Annotated in this window: 16 protein-coding genes; 6 read left to right on the forward strand and 10 right to left on the reverse strand. The window is 72.9% G+C overall.

The genetic code is table 11. From position 1 onward, the window contains the following. The first annotated feature begins 72 nt into the window (after positions 1-72). Both AB0J53_RS19890 and AB0J53_RS19895 read left to right on the forward strand, forming a co-directional pair. Complete coding sequence (locus AB0J53_RS19890) at positions 73-1,962, forward strand: sialidase family protein (RefSeq protein ID WP_364174104.1); 1,890 nt, start codon at positions 73-75, stop codon at positions 1,960-1,962. Between the two features lie 174 nt (positions 1,963-2,136). Continuing rightward, positions 2,137-2,826: an FCD domain-containing protein gene (locus tag AB0J53_RS19895; protein WP_219502776.1), complete on the forward strand. Its 690-nt coding sequence runs from the start codon at positions 2,137-2,139 to the stop codon at positions 2,824-2,826. Positions 2,827-2,859: 33 nt separating this feature from the next. On the opposite strand, the gene AB0J53_RS19900 is transcribed toward AB0J53_RS19895, so the two are convergent. From AB0J53_RS19900 to AB0J53_RS19920, 5 genes are read right to left on the reverse strand one after another with little or no spacing between them, the layout of a single operon-like run. Continuing rightward, positions 2,860-4,080: a hypothetical protein gene (locus tag AB0J53_RS19900; RefSeq protein WP_364174107.1), complete on the reverse strand. Its 1,221-nt coding sequence runs from the start codon at positions 4,078-4,080 to the stop codon at positions 2,860-2,862. Further along, a complete protein-coding gene (locus tag AB0J53_RS19905) occupies positions 4,077-4,580 on the reverse strand; it encodes a SigE family RNA polymerase sigma factor (protein ID WP_364174110.1) in 504 nt (167 codons plus the stop codon). The genes AB0J53_RS19900 and AB0J53_RS19905 overlap by 4 nt, the downstream gene beginning before the upstream one ends. 42 nt (positions 4,581-4,622) lie before the next feature. Then, a complete protein-coding gene (locus tag AB0J53_RS19910) occupies positions 4,623-6,191 on the reverse strand; it encodes a heparinase II/III family protein (RefSeq protein WP_364174112.1) in 1,569 nt (522 codons plus the stop codon). 53 nt (positions 6,192-6,244) lie between these two features. Then, positions 6,245-7,006 carry a CU044_5270 family protein gene (locus tag AB0J53_RS19915; protein ID WP_364174115.1) on the reverse strand — a complete coding sequence of 254 codons (762 nt, stop codon included), beginning with the start codon at positions 7,004-7,006 and terminating at the stop codon, positions 6,245-6,247. Next, on the reverse strand, positions 6,999-7,571 hold the full coding sequence (locus AB0J53_RS19920) for an RNA polymerase sigma factor (RefSeq protein WP_219502770.1): 573 nt from the start codon (positions 7,569-7,571) through the stop codon (positions 6,999-7,001). The genes AB0J53_RS19915 and AB0J53_RS19920 overlap by 8 nt, the downstream gene beginning before the upstream one ends. A 123-nt stretch (positions 7,572-7,694) precedes the next feature. Between AB0J53_RS19920 and AB0J53_RS19925 the strand changes: the two genes are divergently transcribed. Beyond that, positions 7,695-8,651, forward strand: coding sequence for a cyclase family protein (locus AB0J53_RS19925; RefSeq protein ID WP_364174118.1), 957 nt, complete (start codon positions 7,695-7,697; stop codon positions 8,649-8,651). A gap of 160 nt (positions 8,652-8,811) precedes the next feature. Here the strand turns inward: AB0J53_RS19925 and AB0J53_RS19930 are convergent, their stop codons facing one another. From AB0J53_RS19930 to AB0J53_RS19940, 3 genes are all read right to left on the reverse strand, one after another. Beyond that, positions 8,812-10,065 carry an alpha/beta hydrolase gene (locus AB0J53_RS19930; RefSeq protein WP_364174121.1) on the reverse strand — a complete coding sequence of 418 codons (1,254 nt, stop codon included), beginning with the start codon at positions 10,063-10,065 and terminating at the stop codon, positions 8,812-8,814. Between the two features lie 46 nt (positions 10,066-10,111). After that, on the reverse strand, positions 10,112-10,483 hold the full coding sequence (locus AB0J53_RS19935) for a hypothetical protein (protein ID WP_364174123.1): 372 nt from the start codon (positions 10,481-10,483) through the stop codon (positions 10,112-10,114). A gap of 104 nt (positions 10,484-10,587) precedes the next feature. Further along, complete coding sequence (locus AB0J53_RS19940; RefSeq protein ID WP_364174126.1) at positions 10,588-11,583, reverse strand: hypothetical protein; 996 nt, start codon at positions 11,581-11,583, stop codon at positions 10,588-10,590. A 151-nt stretch (positions 11,584-11,734) separates the two neighbouring features. On the opposite strand from AB0J53_RS19940, the gene AB0J53_RS19945 reads away from it, so the two are divergent. From AB0J53_RS19945 to AB0J53_RS19955, 3 genes are all read left to right on the forward strand, one after another. Next, positions 11,735-12,232, forward strand: coding sequence for a pyridoxamine 5'-phosphate oxidase family protein (locus tag AB0J53_RS19945; RefSeq protein ID WP_364174129.1), 498 nt, complete (start codon positions 11,735-11,737; stop codon positions 12,230-12,232). A 90-nt stretch (positions 12,233-12,322) separates the two neighbouring features. Further along, complete coding sequence (locus AB0J53_RS19950) at positions 12,323-13,585, forward strand: FAD-dependent monooxygenase (protein WP_364174132.1); 1,263 nt, start codon at positions 12,323-12,325, stop codon at positions 13,583-13,585. 78 nt (positions 13,586-13,663) lie between these two features. Next, positions 13,664-14,386 (forward strand): helix-turn-helix domain-containing protein, encoded by a 723-nt coding sequence (locus tag AB0J53_RS19955; protein ID WP_364174135.1) that lies wholly within the window; start codon positions 13,664-13,666, stop codon positions 14,384-14,386. Here AB0J53_RS19955 and AB0J53_RS19960 read toward each other — a convergent pair. After that, positions 14,373-15,635 carry a SpoIIE family protein phosphatase gene (locus tag AB0J53_RS19960; protein ID WP_364174138.1) on the reverse strand — a complete coding sequence of 421 codons (1,263 nt, stop codon included), beginning with the start codon at positions 15,633-15,635 and terminating at the stop codon, positions 14,373-14,375. The two genes, AB0J53_RS19955 and AB0J53_RS19960, sit on opposite strands and share 14 nt — an antisense overlap. A gap of 15 nt (positions 15,636-15,650) precedes the next feature. Continuing rightward, positions 15,651-16,454, reverse strand: coding sequence for an alpha/beta hydrolase (locus tag AB0J53_RS19965; protein WP_364174141.1), 804 nt, complete (start codon positions 16,452-16,454; stop codon positions 15,651-15,653). Position 16,455: the final 1 nt, after the last annotated feature.

A 16,455-nucleotide genomic window follows, 5' to 3' on the forward strand; every position in this document is an offset into this window, starting at 1 on the left:
ATCTGTTGTGACATCCGACGTTGGACGTAGGATGTCTTCTCCCCCAGCTACTCCAGCCAGAAGGGCGAAGACATGCACGATGGCTATCCCCCGGAGAGCCGTACCGGGCGCTTCCTGCGGCGCCGGGCGGGCGCCGTGATGGCGCTCGCAGGCTTACTCGTCGGCGCGTTCGCCGCGCCGGCCGCCGCGACCGGCGACAGCGCGCCGTTCGTGGACGAGCAGGTGATCTACAACCGGGGCGACTCCGGCTACAGCTGCTTCCGGATCCCCGCCGTGGTGCGGGCGGCGAACGGCATGGTCCTGGCGTTCGCCGAGGGGCGGGTGAAGGACTGCGGCGACGACGAGGACATCGACCTCGTGCTGCGCCGTTCCGCCGACGGCGGCCGGACCTGGGGGCCGATCCAGGTGATCTCGGAGGGCAACGGCACGACCCACGGCAACCCGGTGCCGATCGTCGACGGGCGCACCGGCCGGGTCGTGCTCGTGAGCACCCGCAACGGCGCCGAGCCGTGCCCGAACGGCTGTGACCGCGACCCGTGGGTCCAGTTCAGCGACGACCACGGGGCCACCTGGTCGGCCGCCAGGGAGATGACCGAGGGCAAGCGCCCGGAGTGGAACTTCTGGTACGCCACCGGCCCGATGCACGGCATCCAGCTCACCTCCGGCCCGCACGCCGGCCGGCTGGTCGTCGGGGCCAGCTTCGAGAGCTGGGACCGCGTCGGCAAGCACGTCTACGGCACCCACCTGCTCTACAGCGACGACAGCGGGGTGACCTGGAACATCGGCGCCGAGACGGCCCGCGACGACGGCACGGTCATCGCCCAGGAGGTCACCGTCGTCGAGCTCACCGACGGGCGGATCTACGCCTCGGCCCGCGAGCGCGGCACCGACGAGGGCAGCCGGGCGTACGCGACCAGCAGCGACGGCGGCAGGACGTGGGACGCGCCGTTCCGCACCGTGCCGGCGCTGGCGACGACCGACGTCCAGGGGTCGCTGCTGCGCTTCGACGACGAGCGCATCCTCTTCTCCTCGCCGATGCACCCGGGTGCCCGGGAGGCGATGGGCATCAAGTCGTCCTACGACGAGGCCCGCAGCTTCGAGACGTGGGACGAGGGCAAGGTCTTCCACTGGGGACCGTCGGCGTACTCGGACATGGTGCGGCTGGACGGTGACGAGGCGGCCCTGATGTACGAGGCGGGCAGCGTCTCGCCGTACGAGCAGATCCGGTTCGCGCGGTTCAACGAGGCGTACCTGGAGACGCCGAACGGCACCCCGCCCGGCATCCCCGGCCCGCCCGAGCCCGGCCCGACGACGCCGGACACCTCGCCGCACCGCAACGCGGCGTACGTCCGGGGCGGCGCACAGCCCGCCGACGGGCGCTTCGGCGGCGGGCTGGCCCTGGACCGGGTGGACGACCGGGTGGAGGTGGCCTTCGACGACTCCATCGACCTGGGCGGCAAGGACTTCACGCTGACCACCTGGGTCCGCTACACGGAGAAGACCGGCTCGCACGCGATCCTCTGGTTCCACCGGGTGGACCGGGGCACCAACCCGCCGGGGCTGTGGCTGCGGGCCGAGCCCGCCAGCAACCGCATCCGGGCGGTGCTCTCCGTCGACCGGTACGACGTGACCGTCCAGTCGCCGAGCGCGTACAACGACGGGCAGTGGCACTTCGTGGCGCTCCAGCGGGCGGGCGGCGAGCTGCGGCTCATGGTGGACGGCGTGCAGGTCTCGGCGGCGGCGGCGCCGGCCGGGTCGCTGACTCTCGGCAAGGAGTTCGGGATCGGCGGAATCCACGTCGGCCAGCGGATGGACGGCGCGGACCGCTTCCGCGGGACGCTGGACGAGCTGCGGGTCTACCGCCGCGCCCTCAGCGGCACGGAGCTGGACCTGATCCGCGAGCGGAACCTGCCGATCGGCGGCCGGCTCGGGCTGCGGCTGCCGTTCGACCACGTGAACTGAGAAAGCGAGTCATCGCCCCGCGCAGGACATCCCATGTCCTGCGCGGGTGGTGAACGACCGAGGCTCACCCGGTGGCCAGGCCGTGCAGTCGTCGTAAACTTTCCGTACCGCCTGGCCGTCCGGGACCGAGAGGTGGGATGTTCGACCACAACGTCTTCCGAGCCTGGAGGCAGCATGCCTGCGCGTGACGGCGCGTCGCTTCAGGAGCGCATCGTCGCCCTGATCCACGAACGCGGGCTGGCCCCCGGATCGCCGATGCCGACCGAGGTGCAGCTGATGGAGCTGCTCGGCGCGAGCCGCAACAGCGTCCGCGAGGCCGTACGGGCGCTGCGGGCCCTGGGCATCGTCGAGATCCGGCACGGCCACGGGACGTTCGTCGGGCACGCGTCGCTCGACGTGCTGACGCCGTCGCTCGCCTTCCAGGTGCGCTCGGGGCCGGGCGGCGGGATCGACGCGCTGCGCGATCTGGTCGAGGTCCGCGAGCTGCTGGAGACGGGGCTGATCGGCCAGGTGGCCCGCACCGCCAGCGCCGCCCGGCTCGCCGCGCTGGACGCCCTGGTGAACGGCATGGACCGCGACCGGGAGGCCGATCGGGCCTTCCACGCGCTGCTGTACGAGTCGAGCGGCAACGAGCTGGTGCTGCAGCTGATCGGCCTGTTCTGGGACGTCTACCACGAGGTCGAGCCGACGCTCGGCCCGCCGGAGGAGCGGACCGAGGAGATCGTCGTCAACCACCGCCGGATCGTGACGGCGCTCCGGGCGCGGGACGCCGAGGCCGCCCGGGAGGCGATGCGGCTGCACTTCCGCGACGTGAAGGCGCGCATCGCGCGGGCGAAGGCGCCGCCCTCACCCGCGCCGACCTGACCCCCAGGGGCCGCCCGCCCGCCGCCGGGCGATTCAGCGGATCCGGGCGAGGTCGATGAGCACGTACTCGTTCTTCAGCTCGTACGCGATCAGCCGGTCGTAGGGGTCGAGCCCCGGTTGGACGGAGACCTGCCGCCCCTCGGCGTCCGGGCGCACACCGAGGTCGCCGGACCGGCCGGTGGTGAGGTCGAGCAGCGCCTGCACCCCGGGCCGCACCTGGGCGGTCATGAACCGGTCATGGGCCAGGCCCGGCGTGGAGTCCGGAAGAGCGCGTTCCCCCGAGCCGTCCCGGAGGCGGTAGAAGGGCTTCCTGCCGGGGCCGCGGCCGACGCAGGCCGTCACGCCGCAACGGATGTCCTCTTCGCCCGGGCGGACGAGCGCCTGGCTGGTCTGCCCGGTTTCGACGTTGAGGATCCGCTCGAAACTGGGCTCGTTGTCCGGTGTGTACGCTCCCGGCGTGCCGACCCAGGGCCACTTCAGGATGTGGTGGCGTCCGGCGCCCTCGACGGGCGTCACGGCGCCGCCCTCCAGCGGGAGGGTGAAGACGCCGCCCTCGTGGAGGGAGAAGGCGATCTTCCCGCCGGTCACGACGAGCTTGTCGCCGCGTCCCTCGACCGGGGTGTCGGTCTTGACGGCGGTGGGCTTGCCGCCCGACAGCGGCACGGACCAGAAGCTCGTCCGCATCTTGTCGATCGTCTGCCACACGAGCTTCCCTTCGCCCACCGCGAACCCCGAGGCGAACACGCCCTTCGGCGTGCGGATGTCGGTCACCTTCCGCGTCCGGCCGGTCCGCAGGTCGTAGGTGTGGACGGCGTCGGCCTTCTCGAAGCTCTCCCACGTCTCCAGCAGGACCGTGTGCTCGTCGAGCAGGGTCAGCGGCCTGCCTCTGCGACCGTCGGGAAGCTTGGCCGGGATGGTGTGCACCGCCTCCGGCCACACCTGGGCGACGGGGTCGGGAACAGCGGGCATGGCGGGCAGCGTCATGGCCGGCGACGGCGTCGCCTCGCGGGCAGGCCCGGCCGCGACCGGTGGATCGGCGCCCAGCGCCTCCCTCAGGCCGATCCCGCCTCCTCCCGCGACGACCACCACGGCGACGGCCGCGAGGATGGCCTGGGTCCGGGCCCTGCGGCGGCGGGAGCGGGTCAGGACCTGGGCGGCGTATCCGCCCGGCGCGCGGGGGGCGCGCCGCGCGGCACCCCCGATGACCTGGGCGAGCTCACGTTCGTACGCTGTTCTCGTCGCGTCGTCGCTCATCGGGGCGTCCTCCTCCGGGCGGGCATGAGGTGCGGCATGGCGGTGCGGAGCCTGCTCAGCCCGAGTGAGGCATGGCTGCGCACGGTTCCCTGGGAGATCCCCAGGAGCGCGGCGATCTCGGCGTCGGTGAGCTGCTCGTAGAAGCGCAGGACGAGCACGGTGCGCTGCTTGCGCGGCAGGCCGCAGAGCGCCTGCCACAGCTCCTGGTCGCCCTCGTACGGCAGCGCGTCCTCCAGCGGGATCTCCGGCACGGCCCACGTGAGGTGCTCGCGGCGCCGGCGCCGCCAGACGCTGATGTGCAGCCGGGCCATGATCATTTTGGTGTAGCTCTCCGGGTCGTCCTTCTTGCGCACCCGTGACCAGGCCCGGTGCAGCCTGACGAGGGCCTCCTGCGTCAGGTCGGCCGCGTCGTGCGCGTTGCCGCTCAGCGCGTAGCCGTAACGCAGCAGCGCGTCGGCACGCTCAGTGACAAACTCGACGAAACGCGAGTCGTCTTCCACTTTGGGTTCGCCTTTCCGTGGTCCTTCACCACGTAGACGGCCTCACCCTCCGATTCGTTGAATCGCCCTCCCGCCGTCGATCGTGACCGGGCCGCCGGGCGTCCCGACGGTCAGCTCGGAGCCCGCGATCGCGACTTCGGGGGCGGCGGTGCCCGGCACGATCAGGGTCAGGACGTCGGACGCCTCCGCCGACTCCACGGTGACGGTCCCGGCGGTGCGCAGGTAGCCGGGCGAGACCGTACCGGGGCGCAGCCGCAGGCCATCGGCGGGGAACTGCAGGAGCGTCACCCGCCAGTCCCCGTCGCCCAGCACCACCGCGCCGCCGGTCCGGGAGACGACCGTGAGCGCGGGATCGAAGTGCCACAGGCTGCGCAGGGACCCGGCGGGCACGCTGTCGTGCACGGCCAGCAGGTCCGGCGCGTGGCTGACCAGGACCCGCCTGGTCCTGGGCACCCCGTAGGCGTCGTCGGACAGCTCGAAGCACTGGCGGGCGGGCCCGATCGACGACTCCAGCAGGCGGGTGCGTGTGCCCGGCCGGAAGACACCGGTGACGACGGGCACGTTGTGCGCCTCCGGCGAGCGCGTCCAGTCCACGTACGGAGTCCGCTCGTAGGAGTGGAAACCGGCCTCCACCAGGATCCGGCGCCCCTGGGCGCTGTAGGTGACGCCGAGGTGGTCCTCGTGCCCGTGCAACGCGCGTCCCGGCCCGAACCGGATCGAGTAGTAGGCCGAGTCTGGATCGTTCCAGGCCGTGCGGCCGAAGACGTACCCGGCGTCGAACACCCGCACCACCGGCCCCTCCTGCGCGAACCCGGTCGCGCGGGCGTCGGCCGGGCTGTCCCCGATGGGGACGAGGCGGCCGTCGGGCTGGGTGGCGTGGGCCACGTACGCCTCCAGCGCGGACCTCCTGGCCACCAGCCGCGGGGGCGGTTCGGCGCCGCTCTCCCTGATGGCCCGCAGCGCCACGCCGAGCCGCCGGTGCACGTACAGGCCGTAGCGGGGAGCCTGCTCGTGCAGCGCGCCCTGGTCGTCGACGGCGAGCTCGGCGGAGACGGTCATCCTGTGTATGGCGAGGTCCCGCCACTTCACCCGGCCGAGGCGGCAGCCGACGACCAGGAGCGCGATGTCCTGGTCGAGGCCGTGGTTGTGGCCCGCGCGGTAGAGCGCCGGATCGGCCAGGACCTCGCCGTGCTCGGCCAGGCAGTCCAGGAGCCACCGGGCCCGGACGTGCTCGCTCAGGCAGACGAGCACCGGGGCGCGCAACGCCACCGGGTGCTCGGCCCAGGCCCACGGGCTGACGCCGCGGCCGCCGCGCGGGTTCGCCCGCGCCCACTGCCCGGCCAGGTCGGTGGCCCGTCGCAGGTACGCCGCTTCCCCCGAACGCTCGTACTCGGCGACCAGGCGGCCCGCCCAGCGCAACGCGTGCAGGTTCAGCGCCCAGGAGCGGTTGCCGTGCGGGTTCGCCGTCCAGTCGACGACCGCGCCGAGGTCGACCGGCGGCTGCCCGGCGAACGTGACGCGCCCGAGCATCACCTCCTCCACGTTGCTCAGCGGGAACTGGTCGCTCAGGCAGATGGCCTTGCCTGAGGTCGTGCGGGCATGCCAGAACACGTCATGGCTCCTGATTTCGGGCACGCGGCAGCCACGCGCCGCGCGGGGATGAGTCAGCGGGGGCCTTGGTCCGTCCAGCCGGCCACCAGGACGATCTCGGAACGTCCCGCCCGGTCGTCCGTGCTCGACAGCACCTGCGAGGTGGCCGGGTCGATGATCAGCGTGCGCCGGGCGCCCGACGGCAGCCCGAAGGAGAACGCCGCACCGCGACGCCCGCGCGCGTCCGCACGCTCGCCCAGGTAGCGGACGCCGGGCAGGTCGGCGAGCGCGCGGTAGGCGGCGGCGCGGACCTGCGGCGGCGACGGCTTGGTCCAGAGCAGCCCGCCGAGCGCGTCGGCGAGCAGCCCCGCGTCCGGCAGCATCGCGGCCACCCGCTCCCGCAGCGCCGCCGGGTCGGCCGGCAGGTCCCGGATCTGCGCGTACGTCATGGCCCGCCCCGCCATGCTGAACGGCGACCCGCCCTCGACCCGGGTCACCCGGCCGTCCTCGGAGATCCACGCCCGGCCGTCCCTGGTCGCCCAGAGCTCGGTCTCCTTCGTGCCGTCGCGCAGCTTCCTGACGTGCCAGTACGTGCCCTCCGCCGACGTGGACGCCGCCGTGGTGGCCGCCGCGAGCAGGATCGACCGGCCGGGCAGCGGCTGCTCGGGCGCGCCGGGGACGATCAGGAACAGCGCGAGCGCCGCCGCCACGACCGGGACCGCCAGCCACGGCAGCCGCCTGCGCCTGCGCCGGGCCGCCAGCTGCCGCCACACCCTGGCCTGGGCCTGCGGGTCCGGGCGAGGCTCGCCGTACAGATCGCGTACGAGGTCATCCACGGTCGGCCACCCCGCCCAGCCGGGCCCGCAGCTTCTTTCTCGCCCGGTTCAGGCGGGAACCGACGGTGCCGTACGGGATGCCGAGCGCGTTGGCGACCTCCTCGTGGCTCAGCCCGGCCAGGGCGACCAGCAGCAGCGCGTCGCGGTCACGCAGAGCCAGCTCGGCCAGGGCGGCGGCCAGCTCCGGGCGCAGGCTCTGGGCGCTGACGCGGACGGCCACGGAGTCCTCGTGCCCCGGGGAGTCGGCCTCGGGACCGAGCCGGCCCAGGGCGCGCAGGGTGCGGGCCTCCAGGCGGCGGTGCTTGCCGATGAGGTTCGTGGCGATGCCGTACAGCCAGGCCCGGACGCTCGCGCGGTCCGGGTCGTACTGCGCGCGCTTGCGGTACGCGGTGAAGAACGTCTCCGCGACGATGTCCTCGGCGTGGTCCTGGCCGAGCCGCTGGGCGACGTACGTGTGGATCTCCCCGTAGTACGTGCCGAACACCTCCTCGAACCGTTCAGCGTCGAGCGCCCCTCGCGCGCGGGCCGCCCAGGGCACAGGGGTCAGGATGGCCTCCGCCGTCATGTGCTGCCTTCCGATGCATCAATGGTCATCGTTTATCACCCGATGCCCCGGATTCCTTTCACACGGGTCGCTTCATGTGCCGATCACCGGGACTCGGGAGGACGGGCGGGATAGCCTGCCGGGATGACGGCAGAGCGACCGATGCCCACACAGGACGACGTGCTCGGCTACTTCGACACGCTGTCGAACTGGGGCCGGTGGGGCGACGACGACGAGCTCGGCACCCTGAACCACATCACCGACGACGTCCGGCTGGCGGCGGCCCGGGCCGTGCGCCACGGCAGGAGCGTGTCATGCGCATGGGACGTCGCCGTGCCCGAGGACATGGAGCGGGCGACGACCGCGTGCCCGTGCGCCGCCGACATGCCGGGCGCCGAGAACATGCCGGCGCCCGGATTCCGCAACGACCGGCGCTGGGGCTTCTCCACCGAGCGGCTCGGCCTCATGTTCCACGGCAACACCATCACCCACATCGACTCGCCGTGCCACATCCTCTGGGACGGCACGATGTACAACGGGCGCCCGCACGCGCTGGTCGACGCCGCGACCGGATCGGCGTGGGCGTCCGTCACCGCGGCGGCGAACGGGATCGTCACCCGCGGCGTCCTGCTGGACGTCGCCGCCGTCCGCGACGTGCCCTGGCTCGAACCCGGCCAGGGCGTCTTCCCCGACGACCTCGAGGCGGCCGAGCGTCGCCAGGGCGTGCGCGTACGAGCCGGCGACGCGGTGCTCCTGCGGACCGGCTACGGCCGCTTCCGCCACGAGAGCGGCGCGGCCGGCGGCTTCACGCAGGCCGGATGGCACGCCGCCAGCCTGCCGTGGCTGCACGAACGGCAGGTCGCGCTGATCGGCGCCGACACCCCCCAGGACGTGCAGCCGTCGGGGTACGACGACGTGCTGATGCCGGTCCACGCCGTGAGCCTGGTCGCGATGGGGCTGTGGATGCTCGACAACTGCGACCTGGAGGCGTGCGCGGCCACGGCCGCCGAACTCGGCCAGTGGGACTTCCACCTCGCCGTCGCCCCGGTCCGCTTCGCCGGCACCTCCGGCAGCCCGGTCAACCCGATCGCCACCTTCTGACGCGGCCCTCCCACAGCCCGACGACCTCCCGTGGATGGGCACCTACGTCGTCAGCCTCCTGGAACACCCGGTCTACTTCGACGTGCACACCGAGACTTCGGGGACGGGGGATGGTCGCCGCGCGGGGTTCTCGTGCGGGGACGTTCGGCTGTCGCCGGGGTTAGGCGCAGGTCTTCTTCTCCGGGGTGCAGAACGTGACCTCGGGGTAGCTCGCCGAGGGCTTGTCCAGCAAGGGCTGCGGCTTCTTGCGCAGGTGCTGGTCGAAGAAGGCCGCCACGTACTGACGGGTGATGGCCAGGGCACGGACGCCGGAGATGTCGGAGCCGTCGTCGAACCCGATCTGGTCCGCCAGCACGCCGAGGTCGGTGAAGGACGTGTGGGCGGCCCCGGTCACGAGCAGCCAGCGCTTCCAGCCGTGCAGCCCCGCCCAGACGCGCTCCCAGCTCGCGGCGGAGCCGGGCTGTCCGGGCGTGAACGTGGCGGGCTTGCCCAGCAGGAGGAACGGCCGGGACAGCCCATCCTTGGGGAGCACGGTCTCCACGCTGCCGTCGACGTCGATGCCGGCGCGCAGCCGGCGGTCGGCGGCCAGGGCCGCGAGTGCGCTCGCGCCGCCTGCGGACTGGCCGGACATGGCGATCCTGGCGGTGTCGATCAGGCGCGCCCCCTTCCACTTCGGGCGCGCCCCGGTCAGTTCGTCGAGGACGAAGGAGACGTCGGCGGCCCGTCCCTTCTCCAGCTTCTGCCAGACGGTCGGGTCCTTCTTCATCTCGCAGGTGACGCAGGTGGTGACCCGCCCGTCGGGGAAGGTCTGGGCGACGTTCTCGTACGTGTGGTCGATGGCTGCCACCATGTACCCCCGGCTGGCCAGGTCCTCGGCCAGGGCCGTCAGCTCGGACCTGGGCTTGCTGTGCCCGGGGGACAGCACGACGAGGGGCAGGCTGCGGGCGCGTCCCGCGGGGCGGGCGTCGGTGAAGGCGTTGGTGCGCACCTTGCTCAGCGTGTCGGCGGGGATGCTGGTGAGGCCCCCGTCCTTGAGGAGCAGTTCGGACTCCTTGGGCGTCATGTACTGCGCGCGATGGCGGCCCGGCGCCTTGGCCGGGTACCACAGCGAGACCATGAGCTCGCGGGCCTTGGCGCTGGGGACCCAGGGGTCGGCGCGCGAGGTGTCCTTGAGGTGCAGGGACGTGGTGCCGACCGGCAGGGAGCCGGTGGGCGCGGGCAGGTGCGGCTCGGCGGCGCTCGCGGCGCTGCCGGTGAAGGCGGGGCCGGTTAGGGCGAAGGCGGGGGCGGCCGGGCCGACTCCGAGACCGGTGGCGGTGATGGCGAGGACGAGCCCGGCGGCAGCGGTGAGCCGCCAGGGCCGGCGCGTCGCGCGGGGGGTGGCCCGGGTCTGGCGGTCGATCATCTGACTCATGCCGAGCGACTATACCTCAGGGCTATACACTCGATGTATAGCCCCGCTAGTTGGGCCAGCGGCCGGTGGCCTTGGCGGCCTCGATCGCGGCGCGGCCCGCCGGGCGCATCCGGCCGGCGGCCGTCAGCGCCTCGGCCTTCGCGACGTTGATGCGGGACCACGGGCTCCGGCGGGCGCGCGGCGAGTAGCGCTGCAGGTAGTAGTCGCCGTCGTAGGCCCGGCGGTGGCTGTCGATCCAGCCGTGGCACAGCGCCTCGTCCAGCGCCTCGTCGAGGGTGACGGTCCTGGCGCGGCTGTTCTTCTTGGCGATCAGCAGCCAGACGTCGCGGGCGCTGTCGTGGTGCTCGGCGAGCCAGGCCCGCCAGGCGTCGGCGTCGTCCAGGATCAGGGCGTTCAGCGTCGGGGCGGTGTCGGTCATCGTGCTCAGCCCTTCCGTCCCGTGAGGACGTCCGTTCGGCGGCTTGTGAGATCCATGCTTCCAGGCAAAGTGCTCAACGAGTGAGCACTTTGCCTGGGCGAATCTCAGGAGCAGCGCCAGACGGCCGCGGCCGGCAGGTGGTTCGGGCCGGTCGTCGCGCCGCCGATGGTGTCGTCGTCCCCGACCGTCGTGACGGAGGCCGCGCCGGGCAGCTCGCCCACCGGCGTCCCGAACCGCCAGACCTGGTACGGCGTGGCCGTCAGCGCGCTGACGACGAGCCCGTTCCTGTTGATCTGCTCGGCCCGCGCGCCCTCGGGCATCAGGTGCGGCTGCCCGTCCCGGTCCCAGTACGCCGGGCGGTTCGGCTCGGAGCCCACCCGGAGCGATCCGGCCACGAGCCCGTCGGAGATCGCCAGGGCGTACCCGAACTGCAGGTCCGGCGGCTCCGACAGGCGGATGAGCCGGCCGTCACGCCACAGGTGCGGCCACGGATCGGCCGAGCTGCGCTCCATCAGCAGGGTGCCGTCGCGGTCCACGCCGACCACCCTCATGTCCTCGGGCAGGCCCGTCACCTCCTCGACGACGCCGGGCCGGTCGTACGGCCAGCGCACCACCACGTGGGTCATGGTCCTGCCCTCCCAGACCACGGCGCGGCCGTACACGTCGCCGTTGCCGGTGATCCCGAAGGCCCGGCTGTTCAGCTCCGCGCCGGGCAGCGGGGTCAGCCGCTCCCGCCGGCCGTCGCGGATGCGGAAGGAGATCGCCGAGGCCTGCCACAGGCCCGTCACGGACAGTCCCGCGATGGTGCCGTCGCCGTTCTGGGCCACGACCCGGTCGGCGCCGTGGCCGGACGACCCGTAGTCGATGACCTGGCCGTTCTTCCAGGAGATGATGTGCCAGCCGGAGTCGGGGAAGTAGGCGCTGCCGGAGTAGCCGCCGTGGTGGTCGGTGGCCTGGACCTGGTGCTGCGTCGAGCCCGCGGGCGCCGGGAGGGCCTGCATCCGCCAGGTGCACGCCGATCCGGACGCCGCCGCTGCCTGGGGCGTGGCGACGAACGCGGCGACGACCAGCATCGCCGCCATCACGATTCTGCCTGTCATGACACCAGTCGATCGCGATCGGCGGGGGCGGGCATCTCCCTGAATGCGCCGGTATCGGCCCGCCGGAGATTTTTCGTGGCCGGATGTCGAGAACCCGGCGCCGGCTCCGTCCCTGGAGTGAAGTGACGACGACGACACCGGAGGAACCGCCATGCGAGCGAACGAGATCACCGAGATCCTGAACCGGCCCATCAGCCAGGAGCTGCTGGCACGCGACGTGACCCGGCTGGCGTACGTGGCCAAGGACGGCACGCCGCGCAACGTCCCGATCGCGTTCGTCTGGAACGGCTCGGAGATCGTCCTCTGCACCGCGACGAACGCCCCGAAGCTTCCGGCCCTGCGCGCCAACCCGATGGTCGCGCTGACCATCGACACCGAGGTGCACCCGCCCAAGATCCTGCTCATCCGGGGCCGGGCCGAGCTGGAGGTGGTCGACGGCATCCCGGACGAGTACCTGCAGATCAACGGCTCGTACGAGATGACGCCCGAGCAGCGGGTCGAGTGGGAGGCCGAGGTGCGGGCGCTCTACGACCGGATGGTCCGGATCGTGGTGACCCCGACCTGGGTGAAGCTGATCGACTTCGAGACGACCCTGCCGAGCGCGGTCGAGGAGCTGATCCGGCAGCGGGCCGAGCGCCAGAGCGCCTGACGGCGCGGGCTTCGCGGCACCGGTGGGGAGTGTCGCACATCACGTTCTGACCGAATGAGCGAAATGGTCAGTCGGTCGTACCGTGGAATCATGGACATCACGAAGCAAGATCGCCGGGTCCTGGTCGTCGGGCTGGGCATCAGCGGGATCGCGACCGCGCTGCGGCTGCGGCAGATCGGCTGGAAGCCGGTCATCGTCGAGCGCGCCCGGGAAAGGCGGCAGGGCGGGCACTTCATCGCGCTGTTCGGCGCGGGCCGGGCCGCCGCCGGCCGCCTGGGCGTCCTGGACGCGATGACCGATCGCGGCGCCGACGGCGCCAGCTACGACATCGACCGCTCCGGCAGGCGGCGGCCCGGGCTGAGCTTCAAGGACTTCCCCGGCCGGCCGTGGGTGATGACGCGCGGCGACGTGGAGGAGGCCGCGTTCGCCGCGCTGCCGCCGGACGTGGAGATCCGCTACTCCACCGTCCCGGCGCGGATCGAGCAGGACGCCGGCGGGGTGGACGTGACGCTGACCGACACCGTCACGGACACCTCGACCGTCGAGCGCTTCGACCTGGTCGTCGGCGCGGACGGGCTGCGCTCCACCGTGCGCCGGCTGGTGTTCGGGCCGCCCGAGGCGTACCTGCGCCGGATGAACTACATGGCCGTCGCCTTCCAGCTGACCGGCCCGCTCCCGGGGTTCGGCCAGGGCGACTCCGTGGTCCTGACCGAGCCGGGGCGATCCATGTGGATCTTCCCGTTCCGGCACCGGCCGCCGATGGTGCTGCTGAGCTACCGTACCGACGACGTGGACGCCGAGTTCACCTCGACGGTCGCCGAGCGCGTACGCGCGGCGTTCGGCCCGGAGCCCGCCGGCCCCGCGCTGGGGGCGGCCCTCGACAGGCTGGAGTCGGCCGATCAGGTGCTGTTCGACTCGGTCGAGCAGGTGCGCATGGACCGCTGGCACCGCGGCCGGGTGGTGCTCGTCGGCGACGCGGCCTGGTGCGTGAGCCTGTACGCGGGGATGGGGGCGTCGGCCGGGATGGCCGGGGCCGACCTGCTGGGCACCATGCTGGCCCGCCACCCCGGCAGCGTCACCGAGGCGCTGACCCGCTGGGAACGGCGGCTGCGTCCCACGATCGAGTACTTCCAGGGCAACGGGATGCAGATGCGCAGCCTGTTCGTCCCCGCCACCCGGTACGAGCTGGCGCTGCGCCGCGTGATGCTGCGGGCGAGCAAGCTGCCGGTGACCTCCTCGCTGTTCGTCCTGTGGCAGTCCAGGGGCAAGGCCGCCCGGACGAAGGAGACGGACTTCGCCCACCCCGGCCTCGTCCGGCAGCCCTTCGCCGGGCCACGACCCGCGCGGGTGTGACGCCGATGGCGTGCGAGCGCGTGCCGGCACGGCACAATCGTTCGCACACCCCTTCGGCAGCGGCAACGGGAGCGAACGATGAAACGCCCGGCGGACCACGACTCGGACAAGGCCCCGGACAAGGCCGCCCGGATCCTGGCCGTCACCCGGGACCTGGTGCTCCGGCGCGGCGTCAAGGGCGTGACCGTGGCCGAGATCGCGGAGAAGGCGCACGTCGGCAAGGGCACCGCGTACCTGTACTGGGCGACCAAGGAAGACCTGCTCATCGACCTGTTCGCCCGGGAGTTCCTGGAGGTGCTGGAGGCCGACATCGCGGCCCTGAGCGCCGATCCGGACCTGGCCCGGCCGCAGCGGTTCTGCCCCCGCCTGATCCGCAACGCTGTCGAACGCCCGTTCATGCGGGCCCTCCAGGCGAACGACGGCGACCTGCTCGGCGTGCTGGCCGGGCATCCGCGCACCAAGGAGCTGCTCGTCCACGTGGGCCCGGCCGCGCTGATGTACACGGTGCTGCCGGTGTGGCGCGAGCACCGCCTGGCCCGCGCCGACTGGGCGCTGGACGCGCAGGCGTACGCGCTGCGGGCGGTCATGGCCGGGTTCCTGGACTCGGCCACCAGCGGGGGCGCCCCGGGCGGCATCACGGTCGCCGACGCCGACGCCGTCATGGCCGCGACGGTGACGGCCCTGCTGGGGGGCGAGCGGGCGAGCGCGGCCGACGTCCACGCGACCGCCGCGGAAGGGCTGCGGCTGCTGCGCGAGAAGCGCGAGATCCTGCTCTCCCTGCTCGCCGTCAAGCGCGAGTAGGCGCGTCCCGGTCCGGCGCCACGCCCAGGGCCAGCAGCGCGGTGTCGTCGTCGACGCCCTCGCCCAGCTCTTCCAGCAGCCCGCTCATCGCGGCGATCGCGGCGGCGGGCGTGGCCGGGGCGATGCGCCCGGCGAAGGCGAGCAGGGCCTGGTCGCCGTAGCGGCCGTCGTCGCCGGAGCCGTCGGCGGTGCGCGCCTCGATCAGCCCGTCGGTGTAGAACAGCAGCGTGTCGCCGGGCCGGAGCTCGGCGTGCACGGTGACCGAGGGCGCCTCGGGCAGCAGGCCGATGAGCACGCCGCCGGTCGTCGGCAGGTAGTCGGCCCCGCCCCCGGCACGCAGCAGGATCGGCGACGGGTGACCGCCGCCCGCGAACGTCACCGCGAACCCGTCGCCGGTGCGCGTGAGCACGCCCGCGATGACCGTGCAGTAGTACGTCTCCTCGTCGACCTGGCGGTCGTACATGGCGGTGTTGAGGATGGCCAGGAGGCTCGTGGGGTCGGGGTCGTGCATGGCGGAGGCCCGCAGCGTGTAGCGGGCCAGCGACGCGACGGCCGCGGCGCCGGGGCCGTGACCGCTCACGTCGCCGAGGAAGAACCCCCAGCGCCCGTCCCCCAGCGGGTAGAGGTCGTAGAAGTCGCCGCCCAGGTCGTCGGGCGAGGCCGTGTGGTAGTGGGCGACGGCCTCCAGCCCCGGCACGTCCGGCAGCGCCGGCGGCACCAGGCTGCGCCGGAGCGTGGCGAGCACGTCCTGCAGCCGCCGCCGCTCGGCCTGGGCGGCCTCGCGCGCCCGGTCGGCGAGGGCGCGGGCGGTCTCGGCCTCCTCGCGGGCGCGCAACAGCTCGATCTCGTACGCGCGCCGGTCGCCCCCGTCGAAGACGGTGCTGCGGATCAGCAACGGCCTGCCGTCGGGGCCCGCCCTGACCTTGGAGGTCACCAGGACCGGCAGCCGCTCCCCGCCCGCGGTCCTGAGCTCCAGCGCGATGCCGCCGATCTCCCCCTGCATGCGCAGCAGCGGGGCGAAATGGGTCTCGTGGTAGAGCTTGCCGCCGACGGTGAGCAGGTCGGCGAAGCGCATCCGGCCGACGACCTCGTCACGGGCGCGGCCGAGCCACGTCAGCAGCGTTTGGTTGATCTTGACGATCCGGCCGTCCATCAGCGTGGACACGTAGCCGCAGGGCGCGTTCTCGTACAGGTCCACGGGGCTGTCCTCCAGCAGCGCCGCGAACTCCGGTTCCGCAGGTCGGTCCATCTCCGTCACACCGCGTCACACGCTTTCACGGGCGAAGGCGGCGATGGCGGCGGCCGTGGCGTCGGGGGCGCTGAGCTGGGGGCAGTGCCCGGTGGCCGACAGCGTGACGATCCGGCTGCCGGTGATCGCCCGGTGCACGTACGCGCCCACCTCGCGCGGGGCGATCAGGTCCTCGGCGCAGTCCAGGATGAGCGTCGGCACCCGGACGCCGGCGAGGTCGGCGCGGCTGTCGCTGAGGAAGGTGGCGCGCGCGAACGTCCGGGCGATGTTCGGGTCGGTGCGGCAGAAGCTGTTGGTCAGCTCTTCCCCCAGCTCCGGCCGGTCCGGGTTGCCCATGATCAGCGGCGCCATCGTGGCCGACCAGCCCAGGTAGTTGGCCTCCAGGGAGGCGAGCAGCTCGTCGATGTCCTCGGCGCTGAACCCGCCCCGGTAGCCCTCGTCGTCGACGTAGCGGGGCGAGGGGACGAGCAGCACCAGGCCCGCGAACCGGCCGGGCTCGCGCGCCGCGCTCATCACGCCGACCATGGCGCTGACCGAGTGGCCGACGAACACCAGGTCGCGCAGGTCGAGATCGCGGCAGATGTCGAGCACGTCGGCGGCGTAACCGTCGAGGGTGGCGTACCGCTCCTCGCTCCAGGCGGACAGGTCGGAGCGGCCGGAGCCCACGTAGTCGAACAGCACCACCCGGAACTCCTGGGCGAGGACGGGCGCGACCAGCCGCCACAGATTCTGGTCGCAGCCGAATCCGTGGGCGAGCATGACGACCCGCCCGTCCTGCGGTCCGATGACCCGGACGTTGTTCCTGCTCCGCACGTCCATA

This window comes from Nonomuraea sp. NPDC049725 (genome assembly GCF_040674795.1).
In the GTDB taxonomy this organism is placed as follows: Bacteria; Actinomycetota; Actinomycetes; order Streptosporangiales; family Streptosporangiaceae; genus Nonomuraea; species Nonomuraea ceibae.

Excerpts from the sequence above, each read along its gene's own strand:
- AB0J53_RS19950 (WP_364174132.1), top strand. The coding sequence starts at position 12,323 with ATGGACATCACGAAGCAAGATCGCCGGGTCCTGGTCGTCGGGCTGGGC.
- AB0J53_RS19890 (WP_364174104.1), top strand. The coding sequence starts at position 73 with ATGCACGATGGCTATCCCCCGGAGAGCCGTACCGGGCGCTTCCTGCGG.
- AB0J53_RS19925 (WP_364174118.1), top strand. The coding sequence starts at position 7,695 with ATGACGGCAGAGCGACCGATGCCCACACAGGACGACGTGCTCGGCTAC.
- AB0J53_RS19945 (WP_364174129.1), top strand. The coding sequence starts at position 11,735 with ATGCGAGCGAACGAGATCACCGAGATCCTGAACCGGCCCATCAGCCAG.
- AB0J53_RS19920 (WP_219502770.1), bottom strand. The coding sequence starts at position 7,571 with ATGACGGCGGAGGCCATCCTGACCCCTGTGCCCTGGGCGGCCCGCGCG.
- AB0J53_RS19965 (WP_364174141.1), bottom strand. The coding sequence starts at position 16,454 with ATGGACGTGCGGAGCAGGAACAACGTCCGGGTCATCGGACCGCAGGAC.
- AB0J53_RS19955 (WP_364174135.1), top strand. The coding sequence starts at position 13,664 with ATGAAACGCCCGGCGGACCACGACTCGGACAAGGCCCCGGACAAGGCC.
- AB0J53_RS19930 (WP_364174121.1), bottom strand. The coding sequence starts at position 10,065 with ATGAGTCAGATGATCGACCGCCAGACCCGGGCCACCCCCCGCGCGACG.
- AB0J53_RS19940 (WP_364174126.1), bottom strand. The coding sequence starts at position 11,583 with ATGACAGGCAGAATCGTGATGGCGGCGATGCTGGTCGTCGCCGCGTTC.
- AB0J53_RS19900 (WP_364174107.1), bottom strand. The coding sequence starts at position 4,080 with ATGAGCGACGACGCGACGAGAACAGCGTACGAACGTGAGCTCGCCCAG.
- AB0J53_RS19960 (WP_364174138.1), bottom strand. The coding sequence starts at position 15,635 with ATGGACCGACCTGCGGAACCGGAGTTCGCGGCGCTGCTGGAGGACAGC.
- AB0J53_RS19895 (WP_219502776.1), top strand. The coding sequence starts at position 2,137 with ATGCCTGCGCGTGACGGCGCGTCGCTTCAGGAGCGCATCGTCGCCCTG.
- AB0J53_RS19935 (WP_364174123.1), bottom strand. The coding sequence starts at position 10,483 with ATGACCGACACCGCCCCGACGCTGAACGCCCTGATCCTGGACGACGCC.